This window comes from Streptomyces sp. SID8352 (assembly GCF_009862265.1).
Taxonomy (GTDB): domain Bacteria; phylum Actinomycetota; class Actinomycetes; order Streptomycetales; family Streptomycetaceae; genus Streptomyces.
This window is the reverse complement of the sequence record NZ_WWGX01000085.1, coordinates 1-19,972: the sequence shown is the minus strand read 5'-3', so window position 1 is coordinate 19,972 and position 19,972 is coordinate 1. Positions and strand designations below refer to the sequence as shown.

Here is a 19,972-nt window from a genome sequence, read left to right as displayed (position 1 = left end):
GTCGGGGCGCCGGAGTGTGGTGCGGGCGCGCGGGACCGGGGCACCCCGCGGACGGGGTGCCCTTCGCGCGCCGGGGAGCGGCCGGTCAGGCGGCCGGGGTCCGCAGGACCGAGCGCAGGACCTCCAGGAGGGCTGCGCCGGGGTCGTCGCCCTGGGCGGTGGCGCGCCAGCCGACGATGTGGTCGGGCCGGACGAGCAGCGCGCCGTCCTCGCCGATGCCGGACACCCCGGCCCAGTCGCCGTAGCGGTCCTCGTAGTCGCAGCCGCGGCCGATGGAGACCACGTGGACCTCCACGCCGGTGGCGGCGGCGGCCTTCTCGGCTGCCTCGCGCCAGGCGGCTCCCCGGACCCCGGTCAGGAGGGTGAAGCGACCCCGGCCGCACAGGTCGAGGACGGGGACCTTGCGCTGCCCGTCGAGCAGCCAGGCGTGCGGCAGGTGCCGCCCGGGGTAGGTGGTGGGGAAGTAGTGCAGTTCCTCGTCGCGGGGGGCCTGCGGGGCGGGTTCGCCGCCGGTGACGAGGGCCCCGGTGCGGTAGTCCTGGTTGGTCTCCACGCCGTGGGTGTTGAAGCAGAGCAGGGTGTTGCCCATGGCCTCGTCGAAGGCGGCGCGGCGCTCCGCGCCCTCGGCGGTGGGTGCCCGGAGGGTCTCCAGGGCCGCTTCGAGCTGGTCCCGTCCGGCCGCGGGCGGCAGCCGCAGGGCCCCGAACAGCGGGGGCATCAGGGCGTTGCTGCGGGTGGCGCGTTCGACGATCTGGCGGGCGACCGGGAGCCGTTCGTCGCGGTAGGTCTCCAGGAGGCCGGGCCCGGCCCGGCCGCGCAGGACCATGGCGAGCTTCCAGCACAGGTTGAAGGAGTCCTGGATGGAGGTGTTGGAGCCGAGGCCGTTCATGGGCGAGTGCCGGTGGACGGCGTCGCCGACGCAGAAGACCCGCCCGGCCTGGTTGTCGGTGGCGTACACGTGGTTGACGGACCAGGTGGAGACGGACTCGACGCGTACGGGGACGGTGTCGTCGCCGAGGAGCTGGTGGACGATGGAGGCGCCGAACTCGTCGGTCAGCTCGGGGGTGCCCTGGGCGATGTCGTAGCCCCAGACGGCGATCCACTTGTTCCAGGGGCGGACCACGCGCAGGACGCCGATGCCGTTGCCGTCGTGGCCGACGCCGGGCTGGATGAACCAGTACATGTCCCCGGGCCGGTGGGCGACGAGGTGTTCGAGGTCGGCCTCGAAGACGACGTTGATGGAGCCGCCGAGGCCCATCTCGCCCTCCATCGGGATGCCGAGCTGCGACATGATCGCGGACTTGCCGCCGTCGGCGCCTATCAGGTACTTGGCGCGGACGCGGTACTCCTCGCCGGTCAGCCGGTCGAGGACGGTGGCGGTCACGCCGTCGTCGTCCTGGGTGAAGGAGAGCAGTTCGGTGTTGACGCGCAGGGTGGTGCCGCGGTGGGTGGCGGCGCCCAGCAGGATCGGCTCCATGCGGTCCTGCGGCAGGTCGCAGACGGCGGTGGGGCTGGCGAGGTCGTGCTCGGCCTGGAACGACGGGTGGGTGTACCAGGTCCGCAGGCGGCCCAGCTCCGGGCCGGTGAGGCTGGTCGCCCACACGTGTTCGCCCATCAGGTGCTGGGGGGTGGCGGAGCGCTTGGCCTCGTCCTCCAGACCGAGGTCGCGCAGCACCTCCATGGTGCGCTGGTTGGTGATGTGGGCGCGCGGGGTGTTGGCGACCGAACCGTACTTGTTCAGCACCATCGCGCGGACGCCGTAGGTGGCGAGTAGGGCGCCGGCCGCGGCGCCGGCGGGACCGGCGCCCGCGATCAGGACATCGGTCTCGACGGTGGGGACTTTGCTCATCCTGGACTCCTGGCTGGCCGTGCTGGCCGCGCCGCCGGCGCCGTGGAGGGCCGGCGGCGCGGAGGGGATCAGTGGTGGGTGACGAAGTCGATGACCAGGCGGTTGAACTCGTCGGCGTGCTCGAGCTGCGCCCAGTGGCCGCAGCGGTTGATGAGGTGGGCCCGCGCGTCCGGGATGTGGGCGGCGAGGAACAGCGAGGACTCGAAGGAGACGACGCGGTCGTCACGGCCGTGGATCAGCAGGGCCGGGGCGGTGATGTCCGAGACGCGGTCCAGGTCGATCCAGATCGGGATCGGGGCCTTGGGCGCCACGTCGGCGATGTTCTTCAGGTGCTCGGGGCGCTTGAGCGCGGCCTCCGAGCGCTGCCGGCACAGCTCGGGGGTGGCGAAGCGGGCCGTGTCGTAGACCATGATCTCGACCAGGCGGCGCATGGCCTCGGGCGAGGCGTCGCCGTAGGTCCGGTACATGATCTTCAGGCCCTCGGTGGGGCCGCCGCCCGCGCCGAAGAGGAACGGCTTCATCTGGATGGGCGGACCCATGGTGATGAGGTGCGAGACCCGCTCGGGGCGCTCGGCGGCGAGCCGGAGGGAGGTGTGGCCGCCCATCGAGTTGCCGACGAACGCGGCCTTCTCGATGCCCAGGGCGTCGAGGAGCTGGCAGGCCGCCTCGACGTGGTCCAGGGTGGCGAAGTCGACGGCGTCGGAGTCGCCCCAGCCGGGCATGTCGGGGGCGATCACCCGGAAGTGGCGGGAGAGCGCCTCGATGTTGGGCGAGTAGTTGCTCCACCCGGTGGCGCCGGGGCCGCCGCCGTGCAGCAGCACGAGGGGGTGGCCCTCGCCCGCCTCGTTGTAGTGGATCGTCCAGTCCTTGGTCCGGACGGACTTGGCGATGTCGCTCTGGCGCAGTGCCATCAGTGGGCCCCTTCCGGGCTCTGGTTGGTGAACGGGGCACGGCCGAGCAGCTCGTGCACGGCCTCCGGCGGCCGGTGGCCCCAGCTGTGCAGCCGGTCGAGGGTGCGGACCTGCCAGGTCTCGTCGTCGATGAGCAGGCCGCCCCAGCCGTACTCGACGGAGAAGCCGGAGGGCGTGCGGACGTAGAAGCTGAACATGTGGTCGTTGGGGTGCATCCCCAGCGTCATCTCGAACGGCTGCTCGGCGTCCATGCAGCGGTCGTAGGCCGTGCCCACGTCGCGGATGTCGCTGACCTCCAGCATGAAGTGGTGGGTCTTCTTGGCGTGCGGCATGTCGCCGAACGCGACGCTGTGGTGGCGCGGGTTGCAGTGCAGGAAGATCAGGTCGGCGACGATGCCCGGGGCCAGCTCCTCGACGATGATGTCGCTGATCCGGAAGCCCAGCAGGCCCTCGTAGAAGGCCATGTACTCCTCGCGCGGCACGCCCTTGGAGAGCAGCACGTGGTGGCCCGCGCCGCCGGTGCCGGTGACGAAGGTGCCGAGCAGGGTGGCGGAGTGGAACGGGGTGTCGGCGTCGGCGAGCCCGGTGACGAGTTCGATGCGGTTGCCCATGGGGTCGGTGACCCGGACCAGGCGGTCCACCCGCCGGGCCGCGGCCAGTTCGGCGCCGCCCTCGGTGACCTCGATCCCGGCCTCGGTGAGCCGGGCGGTGAGCCGGTCCAGGGCCTCCTCGGAGGCGACCTCGTAGCCGCTGACCGCGAGGTCGTCGGCCGGGCCCTCGGTGATGATCCAGCGGTGCGCCTTCTCGTCGGTGCGCAGCGTGAACCCGTCCGCGGTGCGGGCGCCGAGCTGCATGCCGAGCAGCGTCACGCCGAAGTTCTCCCAGTCGGCGAGGTCGCTGACCTCGTACACGACGTAGGCGAGCTCCTTCACGTCTGTCATGGGTCGTTCCTTTCGAAGGTCGGGCGGGCCGGAGGTGCGCCCGCCCGGGTTCACAGGGCGGGGACGTCCAAGCCGGAGGTGTCGGCGGCGGCGACGAACTTGTCGGGGCGCACGGCGACGGCGCGGACGCCGTAGCGGGCGAGCCACGGGAGCAGCACGTCCTCCAGGTCGACCAGTTCGCCGGAGCCCCTGGTGTACGCGGTGCGGGGGCGGACGGCGACGTAGCGGGCGCCGAGGGCGTCCCAGCCGGCCTTCTGCTCCGGGGTGAGCAGGGCGGCCGGGTCGGTGTCGGCACCCAGGAGCACGAAGCCGTCGGGCAGCAGTCCGTCGAGGCGGTCCATCGTTCCGACGGTGTCCCCGCAGACCGGCTGCGGCACCATGCGGCCGATGACGCTGGCGTCCCCGGTCTCCCCGCGCAGCCAGCCGGCGGACAGCACCGGCGGGGCGGTCAGCGGCGGCTCCCAGGGGGTGACCGTGTTCTCGGGGACGGTGTTCATGGCGGCGACCTCCTCGGGGGTCGCCTCCTGCTTGATGACGCGGCCCAGGCCGACGGCGAGGCCGGTGTAGAAGTCGGCGTTGGGGCGGCGCTCGGCCTCGTAGGTGTCGAGCCACTCCTCGCCCAGCTCGCCCCGGAGCACCCGGGCGAGCTTCCAGCCCAGGTTGTGGGCGTCGCGCATGCCGGACTGCATGCCCGCCCCGGCCCACGGCGGCATCAGGTGGCAGGCGTCACCGGCGAGGAAGACCCGGCCCCGGCGCCAGGTCTCGGCGGCGCGGACGTGGTGGCGGTAGAAGGCGTGCTGGTGGATCTCGACGTCGTCGTGGGTGACGCCGAGCGCCTCCAGCAGCGGCCACACCTCGGCGCCGGTCGGGAAGTCGGCCTCGGTCTCGCCGGGCTTGAGCGGGATCTCCCAGCGGTGGTTGCCGGCCGAGAGCGCGATGTCGACGACGGGGCGTTCGGCGTCGGTCCAGAAGGTGAGGAAGTCGCGGTCCGGCCACCAGCGCTTGACCTTGCAGTCGATGACGACCCAGAGGGTGTCGACGGTGTCGCCGAGCATCTCGACGCCGAGGTGTTTGCGGGTGGGGCTGGAGCCGCCGTCGGCAGCGATGGCGTAGCGGGCGCGGGTGGTGGTCTCGGCGCCGGTCGCCCGGTCGCGGGAGGTGATGGTGACGCCGTCGGCGTCCTGCTCGACGGCGACGACCTCGGCGCCGTAGCGGACCTCCAGGTTGCCCAGCTCCTCGCCGCAGCGGCGGAGCTCGGCCTCCATGGCCGGCTGGTAGATGTTGTAGAAGCGCGGCCGGGTGTTGCGTGTGCCGAGGGTGGACGGCGGGTGCTCGACCCGCATGACCTCCCGGCCGTCGTAGGTCACCCAGCGCAGGGCGCGCTGCGGTTCGATGACCCGCTCGATGCGGTCGTCGACGCCGAGCTCCTGGAAGATCCGCATGGTCCAGTCGTTCACCGTCACGGCGCGGGCCCGTGCGTAGATGTCCTGGTCGCGCTCGAACGCGACCACGTCGGCGCCCTTTCCGGCGAGCGTCAGCGCGGCGGTCAGGCCCGTCGGGCCGTAGCCGATGACCGCGACGTCGGTGTCGTGTCCTGCTGAAACGTGCTGGGGCATGTCGAACTCCAGAAGCGGCACATGTGAGGCGCGCGATGCGGCGCGGAAGGGGCACGCAGAGCGGCACTATTGGACCGGTCGTTCCGTCCAATAGTGCGTACCGTCACATGCTCCGGGAAGCGCGTCAAGGGGTCTGTGGGGTTTTGCGCACGTGCGGCGGGACACTTCCGGGAGGCCCTCCCGCCGGCCGGCGGCCGTCCTCCGGACGGCTCGTATGATCGGCGGGTGGAGAGCGGAACCAGGTCACCCAACGGCAACCGGCGCGGACGGCGCTCGAAGGAAGAGATCCTCGACGCGGCGGCGCGGGTGATGGCGCTGCGCGGATACGCGGCCACCACGATCTCGACGATCACGGCCGAGACGGGGCTGCCGCGCAGCGCCATCTACCACCACTTCCAGTCGAAGGGCGGGCTGCTCGCGGCGGTGATGGCGCGGGGCGCCAAGGACTTCTTCGCGGCGATGCGGGCTGCGCACACCCCGGCACCCGAGGGCGGCTCCCACCACGAGCGGATGGCCTGGTACCTGGACCGGACGGCGCAGGTCTTCATGTCGAAGCCGGACTTCCTGCGGCTTCACCTGATGCTGCTGATGAGCGACGAGGCCGCCGACGCGGAGGTCCTGGAGATGAACCGGGCGGTCCGCGACGAGGGCCGGGCCTACATGCGGGTGATGATCTCGTCGGCCTTCGCTGACGAGGGGCCCGAGACGGCCTCGGCCGTCGCCGAGGAGCTGTCCTTCTTCGCGATCGCGGGGTTCGACGGCTCGTTCGTGAACGCCCAGACCGACCCCGAGTGCAGCGTCGCCTCCCAGATGGCCCGCCTCACCGACGCGATGGTCGCCCTCGGGGAGGCGGCGGTGCTCCGCCACCGGGGCTGACCGGTCCGGAGGCCGGGCCCGGCCGCGCGGCGGACGACGGTCCGGTGCCGCGGCCGGGCGCTCCGGCCCGTCGCAGAAGCCCGGACACCCAGCCTCCCGGCCTCCCGGCGGACTCCCCCGCGGCATTCCCCGAACTCCCCCGCCGCATTCCCCGGGCTCCGGGCGGCCGGTGCCGGCGGAGGGCACCCGGCAGGGCGGCGCAGGCCGTGGGCAGCGGGCGGCGCGGGCCATGGGCGGCGGCCCGTCCGACGGGGGCGCGGTCAGTCGCCCGGCGGTCAGCCGCCGGAGGGGACGCGGGGCCGGGAGGAGCGGTCGGTCCCTCCGCGCAGCACCCGGGACAGACCCAGCGCCGCCGTCCGCACCGCGGGGGCGAGGTGGGCCGGACTGAAGCGCGAGCGCGGCACCGCCACCGACAACGCCGCCGCCGTGACCCCGCCCGCGAACACGGGCGCCGCGATGCAGCTCACCCCGGGCGTGGACTCCTGCTCCTCGTAGGCGAGGCCGGAGACGCGGATCTTCTCCAGGGCGGTGCGCAGCCGCGCCGGATCGGTGATCGAGTGCGGGGTGAGGCTCGGCAGCGGCCGGGAGAGCAGCTCGTCGGCCAGTTCCCCGCCGGAGAAGGCCAGCAGCACCTTGCCGACGGCCGTGCAGCTCAGCGGCAGGCTGCCGCCGATGCGCGAGGGCAGCGCGGGGGCCTCGTGGCCGTGGATGCGCTCCAGGTAGACCACCTCCAGCCCCTCGCGCACCCCGAGGTGCACGGTCTCCCGGGTGGCCTCGAACAGGTCCTGGAGGAACGGCAGCGCCGTCTCGCGCAGATCGAGCCGGTACGGCACCAGCGAGCCCAGCTCGAACAGCTTGGGTCCGAGCCGGTAGTGCGGGCCGGACCGCTCCAGCCAGCCGAGGCGCACCAGGTCCACCGCCAGCCGGTGCACCGTGGGCTTGGGCAGCCCCGTCCGCACGGACAGTTCCGTCAGACGGAACGCTCCGCCATCCGGGCTGAAGCTTTCGAGGATGAGCGCGGCCTTCTCCAGCATGCTGCCGCCCTCGTTGTTCCGTGTCACGGAACAAACATTGTCGTATCCGCGCCCGGATGTCTATATCGGGTGGACCGCCGGTGCCGCCGTCCGCCGCACCGGCCGCTCCCCCGCCGCTCCCCCCTGGAGGTATCCCGTGCCGACCGCACCCGACGGCGTCCGCCCGGACTCCGTCCCCCCGGCCGTCGTCGAGGCCGCCGACCTGCTGGCGGAGGCCGCCCGCACCGGGACCCCCTGTCCGCCGGTGCGGACCCTCTTCGACGGGGGCGGCGACCTGGAGACCGCCTACGCCGTGCAGCGGCTCAACGTGCGGCGCGACCTGGACGCCGGGCGCCGGATCGCCGGCCGCAAGATCGGCCTCACCTCCGAGGCCGTGCAGCGCCAGCTCGGCGTCGACCGGCCCGACTTCGGCGCCCTCTTCGCCGACATGGCCGTCCCGGACGGCGGCGAGGTGCCCGCCGGACGGCTGCTCCAGCCCAAGGCGGAGGCCGAGGTCGCGCTCGTCCTCGCCCGCGACCTGCCCGACCGCGACTGCACCGCCGACGACGTGCTGAACGCCGTCGACTTCGCGCTGCCCGCGCTGGAGATCGTGGACAGCCGCATCGCCGGCTGGGACATCTCCCTGGTCGACACCGTCGCCGACAACGCCTCCTGCGGCCTCTACGTCCTCGGCACCACCCCGGTGCCCCTGGCCGGGCTCGACCTGGCCACCGTCGCCATGACCATGACCCGGGACGGCGAGACCGTCTCCGAGGGCACCGGCGCCGCCTGCCTCGGCAGCCCGCTGAACGCCGCCGTCTGGCTGGCCTCGGCCCTCGCCGAACGGGGCGACCCGCTGCGCGCGGGCGACCTGGTGCTCACCGGCGCCCTCGGCCCCATGGTCCCCGTCGCCCCCGGCGACGTCTTCGAGGCCCGCGTCGGCGGCCTCGGTTCCGTACGAGTCGGATTCGCGGCCGGTGCCGCGGACCGGGAAGGAGGCCGGGCATGACCACCAAAGTCGCCATCATCGGCTCCGGCAACATCGGCACCGACCTGCTGATCAAGGTGCTGCGGCTGTCCGAGGACCTGGAGATCGCGGCCATGGCCGGGATCGACCCGGCCTCCGACGGCCTCGCCCGCGCCCGCCGCCTCAAGGTCGCCACCACCCACGAGGGCGTCGAGGGGCTCGTCGCCCTGGACGAGTTCGCCGACGTCGACATCGTCTTCGACGCCACCTCGGCGGGCGCCCACCGCCACCACGACGAGGTGCTGCGCCCGCTCGGCCGGGCCCTGGTCGACCTCACCCCGGCCGCCCTCGGCCCCTACGTCGTCCCGCCGGTCAACGGGCGCGCCCACCTCGGCGCCCCCAACGTCAACATGGTCACCTGCGGCGGCCAGGCCACCATCCCGGTCGTCGCCGCCGTCGCCGCGGTCACCCCGGTCCACTACGGCGAGATCGTCGCCTCCATCGCCTCCCGTTCGGCCGGTCCGGGCACCCGCGCCAACATCGACGAGTTCACCGAGACCACGTCCTCCGCGATCGAGCGGGTCGGCGGGGCCGCCCGGGGCAAGGCGATCATCGTCCTCAACCCGGCCGAGCCCCCGCTGATCATGCGGGACACCGTGCACTGCCTGGTCTCCGAGTGCGACACCGCGGCCGTCGAGGCGTCCGTGGAGGAGATGGTCGGCCGCGTCCAGGCGTACGTGCCCGGCTACCGGCTCAAGCAGAAGGTCCAGTTCGACCGGGTCGGCGGCGACGACCCGCTGCGGACCCTGGCCCCCGGCGGCGGCGAGGCCCTGCGGGTCTCCGTCTTCCTGGAGGTCGAGGGCGCCGCCCACTACCTCCCCGCCTACGCCGGCAACCTCGACATCATGACCTCCGCCGCGCTGCGCACCGCCGAGCGCATGGCGGCCCACCGCGCCACGGAGGTGGCCCCGCGATGACCCGTCTCTACGTCCAGGACGTCACCCTGCGGGACGGCATGCACGCCGTCCGCCACCGCTACACCGTCGGCCAGGCCCGCGCCATCGCCGCCGCGCTGGACGCCGCCGGGGTGGCCGCCATCGAGATCGCCCACGGCGACGGGCTCTCCGGCTCCAGCATCAACTACGGCGTCGGCGCGCACACCGACTGGGAGTGGATCGAGGCCGTCACCGACGTCGCCCGCCACGCGGTGCCCACCACCCTGCTGCTGCCCGGCATCGGCACCCTGCACGACCTCCGGCAGGCGCACGCCCTCGGCATCCGCTCGGTGCGCGTCGCCACCCACTGCACCGAGGCCGACATCTCGGCGCAGCACATCGCCGCCGCCCGTGAACTGGGCATGGACGTCGCCGGGTTCCTGATGATGTCCCACATGGCCGAGCCCGCCGAACTCGCCCGCCAGGCCAAGCTGATGGAGTCCTACGGCGCCCAGTGCGTCTACGTCACCGACTCCGGCGGCCGGCTCACCATGGACGGCGTCCGCGACCGCTTCCGCGCCTACCGGGACGTCCTCGACCCCGCCACCGAACTCGGCATCCACGCCCACCACAACCTGGCCCTCGGCGTCGCCAACACCGTCGTCGCCGTCGAGAACGGGGCGGTGCGCGTCGACGCCTCGCTCGCCGGCCAGGGCGCGGGCGCGGGCAACTGCCCGCTGGAGGCCTTCGTCGCGGTCGCGGACCTGATGGGCTGGGACCACGCCTGCGACCTGTTCCCGCTGATGGACGCCGCCGACGACCTCGTCCGGCCGCTCCAGGACCGCGAGGTGCGGGTGGACCGCGAGACCCTGAGCCTCGGCTACGCCGGTGTCTACTCCAGCTTCCTGCGCCACGCCGAGGCCGCCGCCGAGCGCTACGGCCTGGACACCCGCGCCATCCTCGTCGAGGTCGGCCGCCGGGGGATGGTCGGCGGCCAGGAGGACATGATCACCGACATCGCCCTGGACCTGCTGGCGGCCCGTACGGCGGCGTGAACCCGGGCGGTCCGGGCGGGGCGCCCCACGGCGGCTCCCGCCCGGACCTCGGGCCGGACCCCGTGACGGCCGGGAGGGCCGGACCCGGTGACGGGGGTCCGGCCCTCCCGGCCGTGTGCCGTACCGGCCGCCCTGCGCGGTGCGATTCGCCCGGTCGCGGTGCGGTTCCGGTCCGTGCGGTGCGGTTCCGGTCCGTGCGGTGCGTCCGCGCGGTCCCGGCGGTCCGGCGCGGAGGGCCGGACCGCCGGGGCGGTCAGAGCGCCAGGCCGGTGAGGACCAGGACGCGCTCGTAGGTGTAGTCGTCCATCGCGTACCGGACGCCCTCGCGGCCCACCCCGGACCGCTTGGCCCCGCCGTAGGGCATCTGGTCGGCGCGGTAGGAGGGGGCGTCCCCGATGACGACCCCGCCGACCTCCAGCGCCCGGTGGGCGCGGAAGGCCGCCTGGAGGTCGTGGGTGAACACGCCCGCCTGGAGGCCGTACTTGGAGTCGTTGACGGCGGCGAACGCCTCGGCCTCGCCGTCGACCCGGCGCACGCTGAGGACGGGGCCGAAGACCTCCTCCCGGGCGAGGGTGGTGTCCTCGGGCAGGTCGGTCAGGACCGTCGGCGCGTAGGAGGCGCCGTCCCGCTTGCCGCCGGTGAGCAGGGTGGCCCCGGCGGCGACGGCCTCGTCGACCCAGGACTCCACGCGCTCCGCGGCGGCCTCGCTGACCAGCGGTCCGACATCGGTGGCCGAGTCCCCCGGGTCACCGGTGACCTGCGCCTCGACGGCGGCGACGATACGCGGCAGCAGCCGGTCGTAGACCGCGGTGTCGGCGATCACGCGCTGCACGGAGATGCAGGACTGGCCGCCCTGGTAGTTGGAGAAGGTCGCGATGCGGGCCGCGGCCCAGTCCAGGTCCTCGTCGCTCGCCCAGTCCGCGAGGACCACGGCCGCGCCGTTGCCGCCCAGTTCCAGGGTGACGTGCTTGCCGGGCACCGAGTCCATGATGGCGTAGCCGACCTGCTCGGAGCCGGTGAAGGAGATCACCGGCAGCCGCTCGTCCCGGACCAGCGCGGGCATGCGGTCGTTGGGCACCGGCAGCACGCTCCAGGAGCCCGCGGGCAGTTCCGTCTCGGCGAGCAGCTCGCCGAGCAGGAGCGCGGACAGGGGCGTGGCGGGGGCGGGCTTCAGCACGATCGGGGCACCGGCGGCGATGGCCGGGGCGACCTTGTGGGCGCACAGGTTCAGCGGGAAATTGAACGGCGCGATTCCGAGGACGACGCCCTTCGGGAAGCGCCGGGTGAGGGCGAGCCGGCCCTGGCCCCCGGCGTCGGTGTCCAGGCGCTGGGCCTCGCCCCCGTTGAATCGGCGGGCCTCCTCGGCGGCGAGCCGGAACACGGAGACCGCGCGGCCGACCTCGCCGCGGGCCCACTTGACCGGCTTGCCGTTCTCGGCGGAGATCAGCAGCGCGATCTCCTCGGTGCGCTCGGCCAGGCGGCGGGCCACGTGGTCCAGGGCGGCGGCGCGGACGTGCGCGGGGGTGGCGGCGAACTCGTCGAGGACGGCGTGCGCGGCGGCCACCGCCTCCTCGACCTGCTCCTCGCTCGGCACGCTCACGGTGCCGACGGTGCGGCCGTCCCAGGGGGAGGTGACGTCGAAGCCGTCCTCGCCGGTCTCCCTGCGTCCGGCGAGCCAGAAGGCATGGATGGCTGCCGCGGTGTCGTGGGGCATGGTGGGTCCGGCCTTCCGGGTCGGGGACTGCGGGGGGTGCGGATCCACGGTAGGGCGCGCGGGGCCCGGGAGCGCTTGTCCGAGTCGTAGTGGTGGCGGCGGGGGGTTCGACGTATTGGCGCGGTGGGCTCCCGGCGGGGACACGGCGACGACGGACACCGGCCCCCACCGGCAGGGGCCAGGCCCCCGGGCCCTACGGGGAACGGTGGCCTGCCTCCGTCGCGGCCGCACGGCCTCCGGACCACACGTGGGCCGGGGCGGCTCCGAAGCCCGGGGATCCGCTCGGGGAACCCCGGGAAAACCCGGGGACAAGGCCCCTCGGTGGCCGACAGCGCGGCCCGGCAGCCGCGGCCGGCGCGCGGCGGCCCCAGGGGGGCCGGGCCGGGGGCCCGGAGCCGGGAGAGCCAGGGCCGGGAGCCGGGGCCGGGGCTGGCGCGGGCCTGACGGAGGCCCTGGGGCCGGGAACGCTCGGCGCCGGAACCCGGCCACGGACGCACCGGGAGGCGGGTGCCCGGGCGGGGGCGGCCGACGGCGCGGACCCGGCGCGGCGTCAGTCCGTGGTGGTGGCCTTGAGGGCCAGCCAGAGTTCCATCCGGACGTCCGGGTCGTCCAGGGAGCGGCCGAGGATCTCCTCCACCCGCCGCATCCGGTAGCGCAGCGTATGGCGGTGGACGCCGAGGTCGGCCGCCGCCGCGTCCCACTGGCCGTGCCGGGACAGCCAGGCGCGCAGCGAGGCGACCAGATCGCCGCGCCCGGTGGCGTCGTGCTCGCGCAGGGCGCGCAGCAGCCCGTCGGCGAAGGCGCGCACGGCGTCGTCCGCGAGCAGCGGCAGCACCGAGCCGCTGGCCAGGTGCTCGTGCTCGACCCAGACCCGGCCGCGGCGGCGGGCCACCGAGAGGGCCTGCTCGGCCTGCTTGTACGCGGCCGAGGCGGCGATCGGTCCGGACGGCCCCGACAGGCCGATCACCAGGGACTCCTCGTCCCCGGCCGGGGACGGTTCGGGCGCCGCGCGGGCGGCCTCCAGCGCCGCCGCGTGCTCGACGCAGGCGGCGACGGCGGTGCCCCCGTCCGCGGCGAGCAGCACCAGCCGCTCCCCCTCGGGCACCACGAGCACCGGTTCCCCGGCCCGGACCGCGGCCGACTCGACGGTCTCGGCGAGGGTGCCGAGCGGGTCCCGGCCCGCGGCCGGGGGGTGCGCCCGGGAGCCCGGCGCGGTCTCGGCGACGATCAGCCGGAAGGGGGCGTCCAGGAGGTCCCCGTAGAGGCTCCCGGCGACGGCGCGCGCGTGGTCGGGCTCACCGGCCAGCAGCATCCGCAGCACCGCGCCGCCGATCCGCTGCTCGGCCGCCTGCAGCGAACGCGAGCGCTCGGTGATGAGGGTGAGCAGGGCGACGGCCGAGTGCACGGCGTAGCGTTCGGCGGTTCCGGGGGCGGCGGCGGTGCCGACGGCTAGCGCGGCGCGGGCCTTGCGGGCGGTGCCGAGCGCGTGCAGTTCGACCCGGTCCGCGGGCCCGCCCTCCCCGCCCGTCCCGGGGTCCCCGCCGCCCGCGACCATCGCGGAGGCCGGGGCGGGCCGCTCGCGCAGCCGCCGTACGTCGGGGGTGAGCCGCGCGGCCCGGCGGCCGGCCCACTCCGGGGCCGCGGCGACCACCGCGCCGGAGGCGTCGTAGAGCGCCGCCCAGCCGTCGACCTGCGCGGCGAGCGCGGCCAGCACGCCCTCGGGACCGGCGCCCAGGGCCTGCCGGGTCAGTTCGCGCTGGGCGGCGAAGCCCGCCGTGACCGCCCGGTACTGGTCGGCGGCGACGGCGGCGGAGACGGCCTTGCTGATGGCGAGGAAGGGGGTGCGGCGCGGCACCTCCAGCAGCGGCATGCCCGCCCGGCGGGCGGCGCCGAGGAGGGCGGCGGGGATCTCCTCGTAGTGGACGCCCACACCGAAGCCGAGCCCCACCACCCCGGCGGCGGCCAGCCGCTCGACGTAGCGGCGCATCGCCGCCGGGTCCTCGGCGTCCAGGGTGAGGGCGGTGATCAGCAGGAGTTCCCCGCCCTCCATGTAGGGGACGGGGTCGGCCAGCTCACTGGCGTGGGCCCAGCGGACGGGCGCGTCGAGGCGGTCCTCGCCCGCGCGCACGGTGAGCTTCAGCGTGGAGTGCTGGGCGAGCGAGGCGAGGGTGAGGGGCATGGGGCCTTCGGATCGTCGTCGGGGGGCGCGGCGCGCGCGGCGGCCGGGACACAGGGCGGGTTTTGTCCGCCCGGTATGAACCACCCCTCCGATTCTGCCTCACCGTACGAAGCGCTTCACCCCCGCGGCCGAACGGTCCGGTGCCGGGGCCCGTCCCCTCCCCGCGGCCGGGCCGGGCGGCGGTTCAGTGCCGGAGGTCCACCAGCAGCGGCGGGGCGTGCTCGCCCCTGACCGAGGTGAGGGAGAGGACCGCGTGGCCCGGGGGGACGGCGTGGGCGAGTTCGGAGGCGGACCAGCGTTCGCGCTCGACCTGGCGGACCGTGACCGCGCGCGCCGTGGGGGCCTTTCCGGTGATCACACGGCGGAGCATGTGCACGGCCTTGCCCGCCGGGGTCTCGGCGATGATCTGGCGGTCGGTCACGTCGGTGGCCTCGGTCCACTCCTTGCCCCAGACCTCCGCGAAGTCCTGGCCGTCCCAGGGGGTGAGCCCGGAGAGCGCCATCCGGCACCCGGCCGCCCCGAGCAGCGGCCCGCGCAGCGGACGCGGCACGTCGTCCAGGGTGCGCAGGGTCAGCACGACCCCGGCGCCCGCGGAACGCAGCCGCTGGATGCCCCGGACGGCCTCGGGAGTGACGGCGCCGCTCGCGTCGTCCAGCACCAGGCAGGCGAAGAGCGAGCGGTCCTCGCGCACCGTGACGCTCGCCGTGAACTGGGCGAGCACCAGCCGGGCCAGCAGCCGCGAGGCGTCGGCGTGCCCCCGGGCGGGCAGGTCGACGCGGACCCGGACGGGATGGTCCAGGGCCGTCAGGGCGAAGGGCCGGGTCTGGCCGGAGGTGTCGAAGAAGGAGGCGAAGGCGGGCCGGTCCAGGAGCGCCAGCCGGTCGGCCAGGACGGAGGCCACGTCCCCGGGGTGGCCCATCTGCCGCTCGCGGGCGTCGAGCTCGCGCAGCAGCGACGCGTGCCCGGCCTCCTGGAGGCCGCGGCGCAGCACGGCCAGCGGCTCGGGCGCGCCGTCGAGGAGCTGGCGCAGCTCGGGGACGCCGGGGAAACGGCCGTGGACCGCCCGGAAGGGTCCGAGCACCTGGGCGAGGACGGTGGTGGAGCGTCGGCTGTCGCCGCTCGGGTGCGGATCGGCGAGGTCCCCGACGAGGGCCTCCGCGAGGACGGCGGCGGCCTCGTCGGGATCGGTGGTGCCGCCGTACAGATCGAGGTCGTGCACGGAGTCGGGGCTGCCGACGCGGATCACCACGTCGTAGGCGTCGGCGGGGCCGAGCCCGGCGCCCGCCGCGCCGACCACGACCACCGCGGCCCGCCCCGAGAGGGCGTGCAGGCACAGCGATTCCGCGAGCGGCCGGACGACGGCGCCGGTCTTGCCGGACCCGGCCGGGCCGACGGCCAGCAGGGAGGTGCCGAGCAGTTCGGGGCCGAGGCCCAGCCCGGCGCCCCGGTAGGCGTAGGGGTTGCGGGAGTCGTCGGCGGCGGTGCCGAGCCGCACCTGCCCGGTGACCAGGTCGTGCGGGGCCTGCCGGGCGGGCAGATCGCGGTCTCCCGAGGGGTGCGGGCAGGCGCCCGCGCCGTCCCGGAGCACGGCTCCGGCGAAGGCGGCGAGGCCGTGCCGGCCGCGCTGGACGCCCTGCCAGGCACGGGCGATCCGGGCGTGGTCGACGTCCCGCATCAGCCCGGCGCGGGCGTCGGAGGCCAGCCGCTCGGCGGCGTCCACGGCCCCGGCGGCGCGCAGCGCGGGCCAGGCGGCCGGGTCCTCCTCGGGCGGCGGCGGGGGGCCCTGGCCGGGGGCCGCGCGCAGCCAGGCGGGGGGGCCGAAGCGGCGCCAGATCTCACCCCAGCGGCCCAGTCGGCCGACGCCCGCCACGATGATCCCGGCGACGAGCGCGTAGTAGGCGTAGACGACCACGACGGAGCCGAAGCTGTGGGGCTGTGCCCAGGACTCCGGGATCATGGCGTAGAGGGGCAGCAGCCACCAGGTGCCGAGGTAGCCGTTCCACAGCAGGGACCAGATCAGCCAGCCGACGAGGAAGGCGATCAGCGCCCCCGCGAAGAGCTGCCGCGCCGGAACCCGCTCCGGCTCCTCCTGGGGCCGCGGCCGGTGGCCGAACCGCCAGACGCCGGGCGGGGACTCCGGGCGGGGCATCCGCAGCCACGACAGGAAGTCCGAGCCGTCCGGCGGCGGGGGCAACGGCGGCACGGCGGGCCCCCACCCCTCGCGGCCCCCCGCCGGACCCGGAGCGCCCGGCGGGGCCCCCGCCGGGCGCGGCACAGGACTCGCGTGCGTGCCCGGCCCGTCCCGCATCCCGTCGCTGTCCATCGCCCCTGCCCCCTGACCAGCCGCTCCGTCCACCATCAGCGAGCCAATCTAACGCCCCCGGCACGGGAGTTCACCGCATACGCGGCCGGTCCGGCGGCGGTCGGCCGCGGGCCGCCCTGTCCACGGCGGACAACCCGCCCCGCGGACAACGCCCACATGGAGCATGCCCACCCCGCGCCCCCGGTCCTAGCCTGCGAGAAAAGAAGGCAAAAGTCCGCAGAACCGCAAGCCCCAGGAGCCCCCCATGACCGCACTTCCGCAGGAGCGCCGCGTCCTCACCGCCATCCCCGGCCCGAAGTCCCAGGAGCTCCAGGCCCGCCGCAGCGCCGCGGTCGCGCAGGGGGTGGGCTCCACGCTGCCGGTGTTCGTCACCCGCGCGGGCGGCGGCATCATCGAGGACGTCGACGGCAACCGGATCATCGACTTCGCCTCCGGCATCGCCGTGACCTCCGTCGGCGCCTCCGCCGAGGCCGTCGTCCGCCGGGCCTCCGCGCAGCTCGCCGACTTCACCCACACCTGCTTCATGGTGACCCCCTACGAGGGCTACGTCGCCGTGGCCGAGGCGCTGGCCGAGCTGACCCCGGGCGACCACGCCAAGAAGTCGGCCCTGTTCAACAGCGGCGCCGAGGCCGTCGAGAACGCCGTGAAGATCGCCCGCGCCCACACCAAGCGGCAGGCGGTCGTCGTCTTCGACCACGGCTACCACGGCCGCACCAACCTGACCATGGCCCTGACCTCGAAGAACATGCCCTACAAGCAGGGCTTCGGCCCCTTCGCGCCCGAGGTCTACCGGGTCCCGGTCGCCTACGGCTACCGCTGGCCGACCGGTGCCGAGAACGCCGGCCGCGAGGCCGCAGCGCAGGCCGTCGACCAGATCACCAAGCAGGTCGGCGCCGGGAACGTGGCCGCGATCATCATCGAGCCGGTCCTCGGCGAGGGCGGGTTCATCGAGCCGGCCAAGGGCTTCCTGCCCGCGATCGTCGAGTTCGCCCGGGAGAACGGGATCGTCTTCGTCGCCGACGAGATCCAGTCCGGCTTCTGCCGCACCGGCCAGTGGTTCGCCTGCGAGGACGAGGGCATCGTCCCGGACCTGATCACCACCGCCAAGGGCATCGCGGGCGGTCTGCCGCTGGCCGCGGTCACCGGCCGCGCCGAGATCATGGACGCGGCGCACTCGGGCGGCCTGGGCGGCACCTACGGCGGCAACCCGGTGGCCTGCGCGGGCGCGCTCGGTGCCATCGAGACCATGCGGGAGCTGGACCTCAACGCCAGGGCGAAGGAGATCGAGGCGGTCATGAAGGCCCGGCTGACCGCCATGGCCGAGAAGTTCGACCTGATCGGCGACGTCCGCGGCCGGGGCGCCATGATCGCCATCGAGCTGGTCAAGGACCGCGCCACCAAGGAGCCGCACCCCGGGGCCGCCGCCGCGCTGGCCAAGGCCTGCCATGCCGAGGGGCTGCTGGTCCTGACCTGTGGCACCTACGGCAACGTCCTCCGCTTCCTGCCGCCGCTGGTGATCGGCGAGGCGCTGCTGAGCGAGGGCCTGGACATCATCGAGGAGGCGTTCGGCCGCCTCTGACGCCTCCGGGGGCACGGCCGTGCGGGTCCGGCCCCCGGGTCCCGCACGACCGGGCCGGGGGCGCGGACGGTGTCCGTGCCGCGCGCCCGCCGTGCGCCCGACGCACGCCCGGGCGGTACGCACGAGCCGCTGGTCGCACGCCCGGCGGGCCTGCGGCAGAGCGTGTGAAGAAGGTGTGCGGGGTGGATGGCGGGACGCCCGTCGGCGCTTCCGCTGCCGTAGGTTCTCCCCGGATGAGAGATGCACCGGTCCGCGGGAGACCGCGGTCGGTGCCCCGGGCGGGGCCTTCCGGCTTCGACCCGGTCGTGCCTCGCGCACACCACCGGGATCCACGGATTCCGGATCTCCTCACCGATCGGACGGTCGCTCGCCCCACACCCCCCGGGGCGCGCGACGTTCCGGTGCGACGCCGGCCCGGTCCCCGGGACGGTGGTACACCGAAGGGCCGGCACACTCCCCCCCTTGTGCCGGCCCTTCGGCGTTCCCGGGGGCGGGCGGGGTGCCTCGTGCGCGCCGTGACGGGAGCGGGCCGAAGACGCCTCCCGCCGGGCGACACGGCCTCCGTACGCCGCACACGGGCGACGAGCAGGGCGGCGACGGGGACGGGCGGGTGCAGGGCACGGGCGGGCGTGCAGCAGCGGCGAGGAGCGGAGCCCGGCGGATCCGGGCCACGGGCCCGGTCAACGCACGTGGGGCGAGAGTCCACGGACCCGATCGGCACACGTCGGCGGGAGGGACGGGCGCCGGTCGCCGGTCGCCGAGGCCCCCGGGCCTGTCAGGCTGGGGCCATGCACGGCACCCCGCCCCGACCGCCCTCCGCCCCGCCACGAACACCGGGGCCGCTCGGGCTCCTGGGCGCGCCGCTGCTGCTGCTCGCCGTCCTCACCTGGCAGGTCCTGGCCGACGGCCCGGTGCTGCGGGTGGACGAGTGGCTGAGCCGGGCGCTGATCCGCCCGGACCGCCTCTCGGAACTGCTGTCGGACCTCGGCAACGTGCCGGTGGCCGTGCCGGTCCTGGCGCTCGCGCTGGGCTACGCCGCCCTGCGGGGCCGCGCCACCGGTCCGGACCGGTGGTGGGCGGCACCCGCCGCCGGGGCGGCGGCGATGGCGCTGGTGCCGGCGGCGGTCGTGCCCCTGAAGGCGTGGACCGGGCGCCCCGGCACCCCGGCGGTGCCGCCGGCGGTCGGCTACTACCCGTCCGGCCACACCACCACCGCCGTGGTGGCGTACGGCGCGGCGACGCTGGCGCTGTTCGCCGTCGTGTCGTCACCGGCCGTACGCCGGGCACTTCTCCTCCTGTGCGCCGCCCTGGTCCTGGGCACCGGCTACGGGCTGGTGCGCCGGGGGTACCACTGGCCCCTGGACGTGCTGGCCGGGTGGTGCCTGGGGGCGGTGCTGCTGATCCCCGTGGTGCTGGTGGTCAGCGGCGGAAGTAGGAGTCGAAGTTGTTCTGGAACTGGTGGCCGCCGAAGCGGTCCCAGTTGATGGACCAGGTCATGAGGCCGCGGAGGTCGGGCCAGGTGCCGTGGGTCTGGTAGCTGCCGCAGTCGGTCTTCTTGGTGAGGCAGTTGAGGGCCTTGTTGACCTCGGTGGAGGAGACGTGGCCGTTGCCGGCGTTGGTGGTGGCGGGCATGCCGATGGCGACCTGTTCGGGCCTGAGGGGCGGGAAGACGTTGGCGGTGTCGCCCGCGACGGGGAAGCCGGTGAGGAGCATGTCGGTCATGGCGATGTGGAAGTCGGCGCCGCCCATGGAGTGGTACTGGTTGTCCAGGCCCATGATGGAGCCGGAGTTGTAGTCCTGGACGTGCAGGAGGGTGAGGTCGTCGCGCAGGGCGTGGATGACGGGGAGGTAGGCGCCTGCGCGGGGGTCCTGGCCGCCCCATTTGCCGGTTCCGTAGTACTGGTAGCCGAGCTGGACGAAGAACGTCTCGGGGGCCATGGTGAGGACGAAGTCCTTGCCGTACTTGGCCTTGAGGGTCTTGACGGCGGAGACCAGGTTGACGATGACCGGGGTC

General features: G+C 74.8%; 14 protein-coding genes and 1 pseudogene. 6 read left to right on the top strand and 9 right to left on the bottom strand.

Annotation, left to right across the window (positions count from 1 at the left end; translation table 11 throughout):
- Positions 1 to 85: 85 nt before the first annotated feature.
- The 4 genes from GTY84_RS25425 to GTY84_RS25410 all read right to left on the bottom strand — a co-directional run bounded on the left by GTY84_RS25425 (position 86) and on the right by GTY84_RS25410 (position 5,317).
- Positions 86 to 1,849, bottom strand: coding sequence for an FAD-dependent monooxygenase (locus GTY84_RS25425; protein ID WP_161228727.1), 1,764 nt, complete (start codon positions 1,847 to 1,849; stop codon positions 86 to 88).
- Between the two features lie 68 nt (positions 1,850 to 1,917).
- Positions 1,918 to 2,760: an alpha/beta hydrolase gene (locus GTY84_RS25420; RefSeq protein WP_161228726.1), complete on the bottom strand. Its 843-nt coding sequence runs from the start codon at positions 2,758 to 2,760 to the stop codon at positions 1,918 to 1,920.
- Complete coding sequence (locus GTY84_RS25415) at positions 2,760 to 3,701, bottom strand: VOC family protein (RefSeq protein ID WP_161228725.1); 942 nt, start codon at positions 3,699 to 3,701, stop codon at positions 2,760 to 2,762. The genes GTY84_RS25420 and GTY84_RS25415 overlap by 1 nt, the downstream gene beginning before the upstream one ends.
- A 50-nt stretch (positions 3,702 to 3,751) precedes the next feature.
- Positions 3,752 to 5,317 (bottom strand): bifunctional 3-(3-hydroxy-phenyl)propionate/3-hydroxycinnamic acid hydroxylase, encoded by a 1,566-nt coding sequence (locus GTY84_RS25410; protein ID WP_161228724.1) that lies wholly within the window; start codon positions 5,315 to 5,317, stop codon positions 3,752 to 3,754.
- Positions 5,318 to 5,542: 225 nt separating this feature from the next.
- On the opposite strand from GTY84_RS25410, the gene GTY84_RS25405 reads away from it, so the two are divergent.
- Positions 5,543 to 6,193, top strand: coding sequence for a helix-turn-helix domain-containing protein (locus GTY84_RS25405; RefSeq protein ID WP_345943524.1), 651 nt, complete (start codon positions 5,543 to 5,545; stop codon positions 6,191 to 6,193).
- 275 nt (positions 6,194 to 6,468) lie between these two features.
- Here the strand turns inward: GTY84_RS25405 and GTY84_RS25400 are convergent, their stop codons facing one another.
- Positions 6,469 to 7,227 carry an IclR family transcriptional regulator gene (locus GTY84_RS25400; RefSeq protein WP_161228735.1) on the bottom strand — a complete coding sequence of 253 codons (759 nt, stop codon included), beginning with the start codon at positions 7,225 to 7,227 and terminating at the stop codon, positions 6,469 to 6,471.
- Between the two features lie 136 nt (positions 7,228 to 7,363).
- Here GTY84_RS25400 and mhpD point away from each other — a divergent pair, with 136 nt between their 5' ends.
- Genes mhpD through dmpG form a run of 3 tightly spaced genes read left to right on the top strand, consistent with a single transcriptional unit; the run spans position 7,364 to position 10,163 of the window.
- Complete coding sequence (gene mhpD, locus GTY84_RS25395) at positions 7,364 to 8,215, top strand: 2-keto-4-pentenoate hydratase (protein ID WP_345943522.1); 852 nt, start codon at positions 7,364 to 7,366, stop codon at positions 8,213 to 8,215.
- Complete coding sequence (locus tag GTY84_RS25390; protein WP_161228723.1) at positions 8,212 to 9,150, top strand: acetaldehyde dehydrogenase (acetylating); 939 nt, start codon at positions 8,212 to 8,214, stop codon at positions 9,148 to 9,150. The genes mhpD and GTY84_RS25390 overlap by 4 nt, the downstream gene beginning before the upstream one ends.
- Positions 9,147 to 10,163 carry a 4-hydroxy-2-oxovalerate aldolase gene (gene dmpG, locus GTY84_RS25385; protein WP_161228722.1) on the top strand — a complete coding sequence of 339 codons (1,017 nt, stop codon included), beginning with the start codon at positions 9,147 to 9,149 and terminating at the stop codon, positions 10,161 to 10,163. Before GTY84_RS25390 ends, dmpG begins: the two co-directional genes overlap by 4 nt.
- Positions 10,164 to 10,416: 253 nt before the next feature.
- Here dmpG and GTY84_RS25380 read toward each other — a convergent pair whose 3' ends face one another.
- From GTY84_RS25380 to GTY84_RS25370, 3 genes are all read right to left on the bottom strand, one after another.
- Complete coding sequence (locus GTY84_RS25380) at positions 10,417 to 11,877, bottom strand: aldehyde dehydrogenase family protein (protein ID WP_161228721.1); 1,461 nt, start codon at positions 11,875 to 11,877, stop codon at positions 10,417 to 10,419.
- A gap of 550 nt (positions 11,878 to 12,427) precedes the next feature.
- Positions 12,428 to 14,056: a PucR family transcriptional regulator gene (locus GTY84_RS25375; RefSeq protein WP_161228720.1), complete on the bottom strand. Its 1,629-nt coding sequence runs from the start codon at positions 14,054 to 14,056 to the stop codon at positions 12,428 to 12,430.
- A 184-nt stretch (positions 14,057 to 14,240) separates the two neighbouring features.
- A complete protein-coding gene (locus tag GTY84_RS25370) occupies positions 14,241 to 16,379 on the bottom strand; it encodes an ATP-binding protein (protein WP_202551729.1) in 2,139 nt (712 codons plus the stop codon).
- A 244-nt stretch (positions 16,380 to 16,623) separates the two neighbouring features.
- On the opposite strand from GTY84_RS25370, the gene gabT reads away from it, so the two are divergent.
- Positions 16,624 to 17,958, top strand: coding sequence for a 4-aminobutyrate--2-oxoglutarate transaminase (gabT, locus tag GTY84_RS25365; protein ID WP_161228719.1), 1,335 nt, complete (start codon positions 16,624 to 16,626; stop codon positions 17,956 to 17,958).
- A gap of 788 nt (positions 17,959 to 18,746) precedes the next feature.
- Positions 18,747 to 19,442 (top strand): phosphatase PAP2 family protein, encoded by a 696-nt coding sequence (locus tag GTY84_RS25360; protein ID WP_161228718.1) that lies wholly within the window; start codon positions 18,747 to 18,749, stop codon positions 19,440 to 19,442.
- Here the strand turns inward: GTY84_RS25360 and GTY84_RS25355 are convergent.
- A pseudogene (locus GTY84_RS25355) lies at positions 19,378 to 19,972 on the bottom strand (chitinase); the annotation flags it as partial. The gene GTY84_RS25360 and the pseudogene GTY84_RS25355 overlap by 65 nt on opposite strands.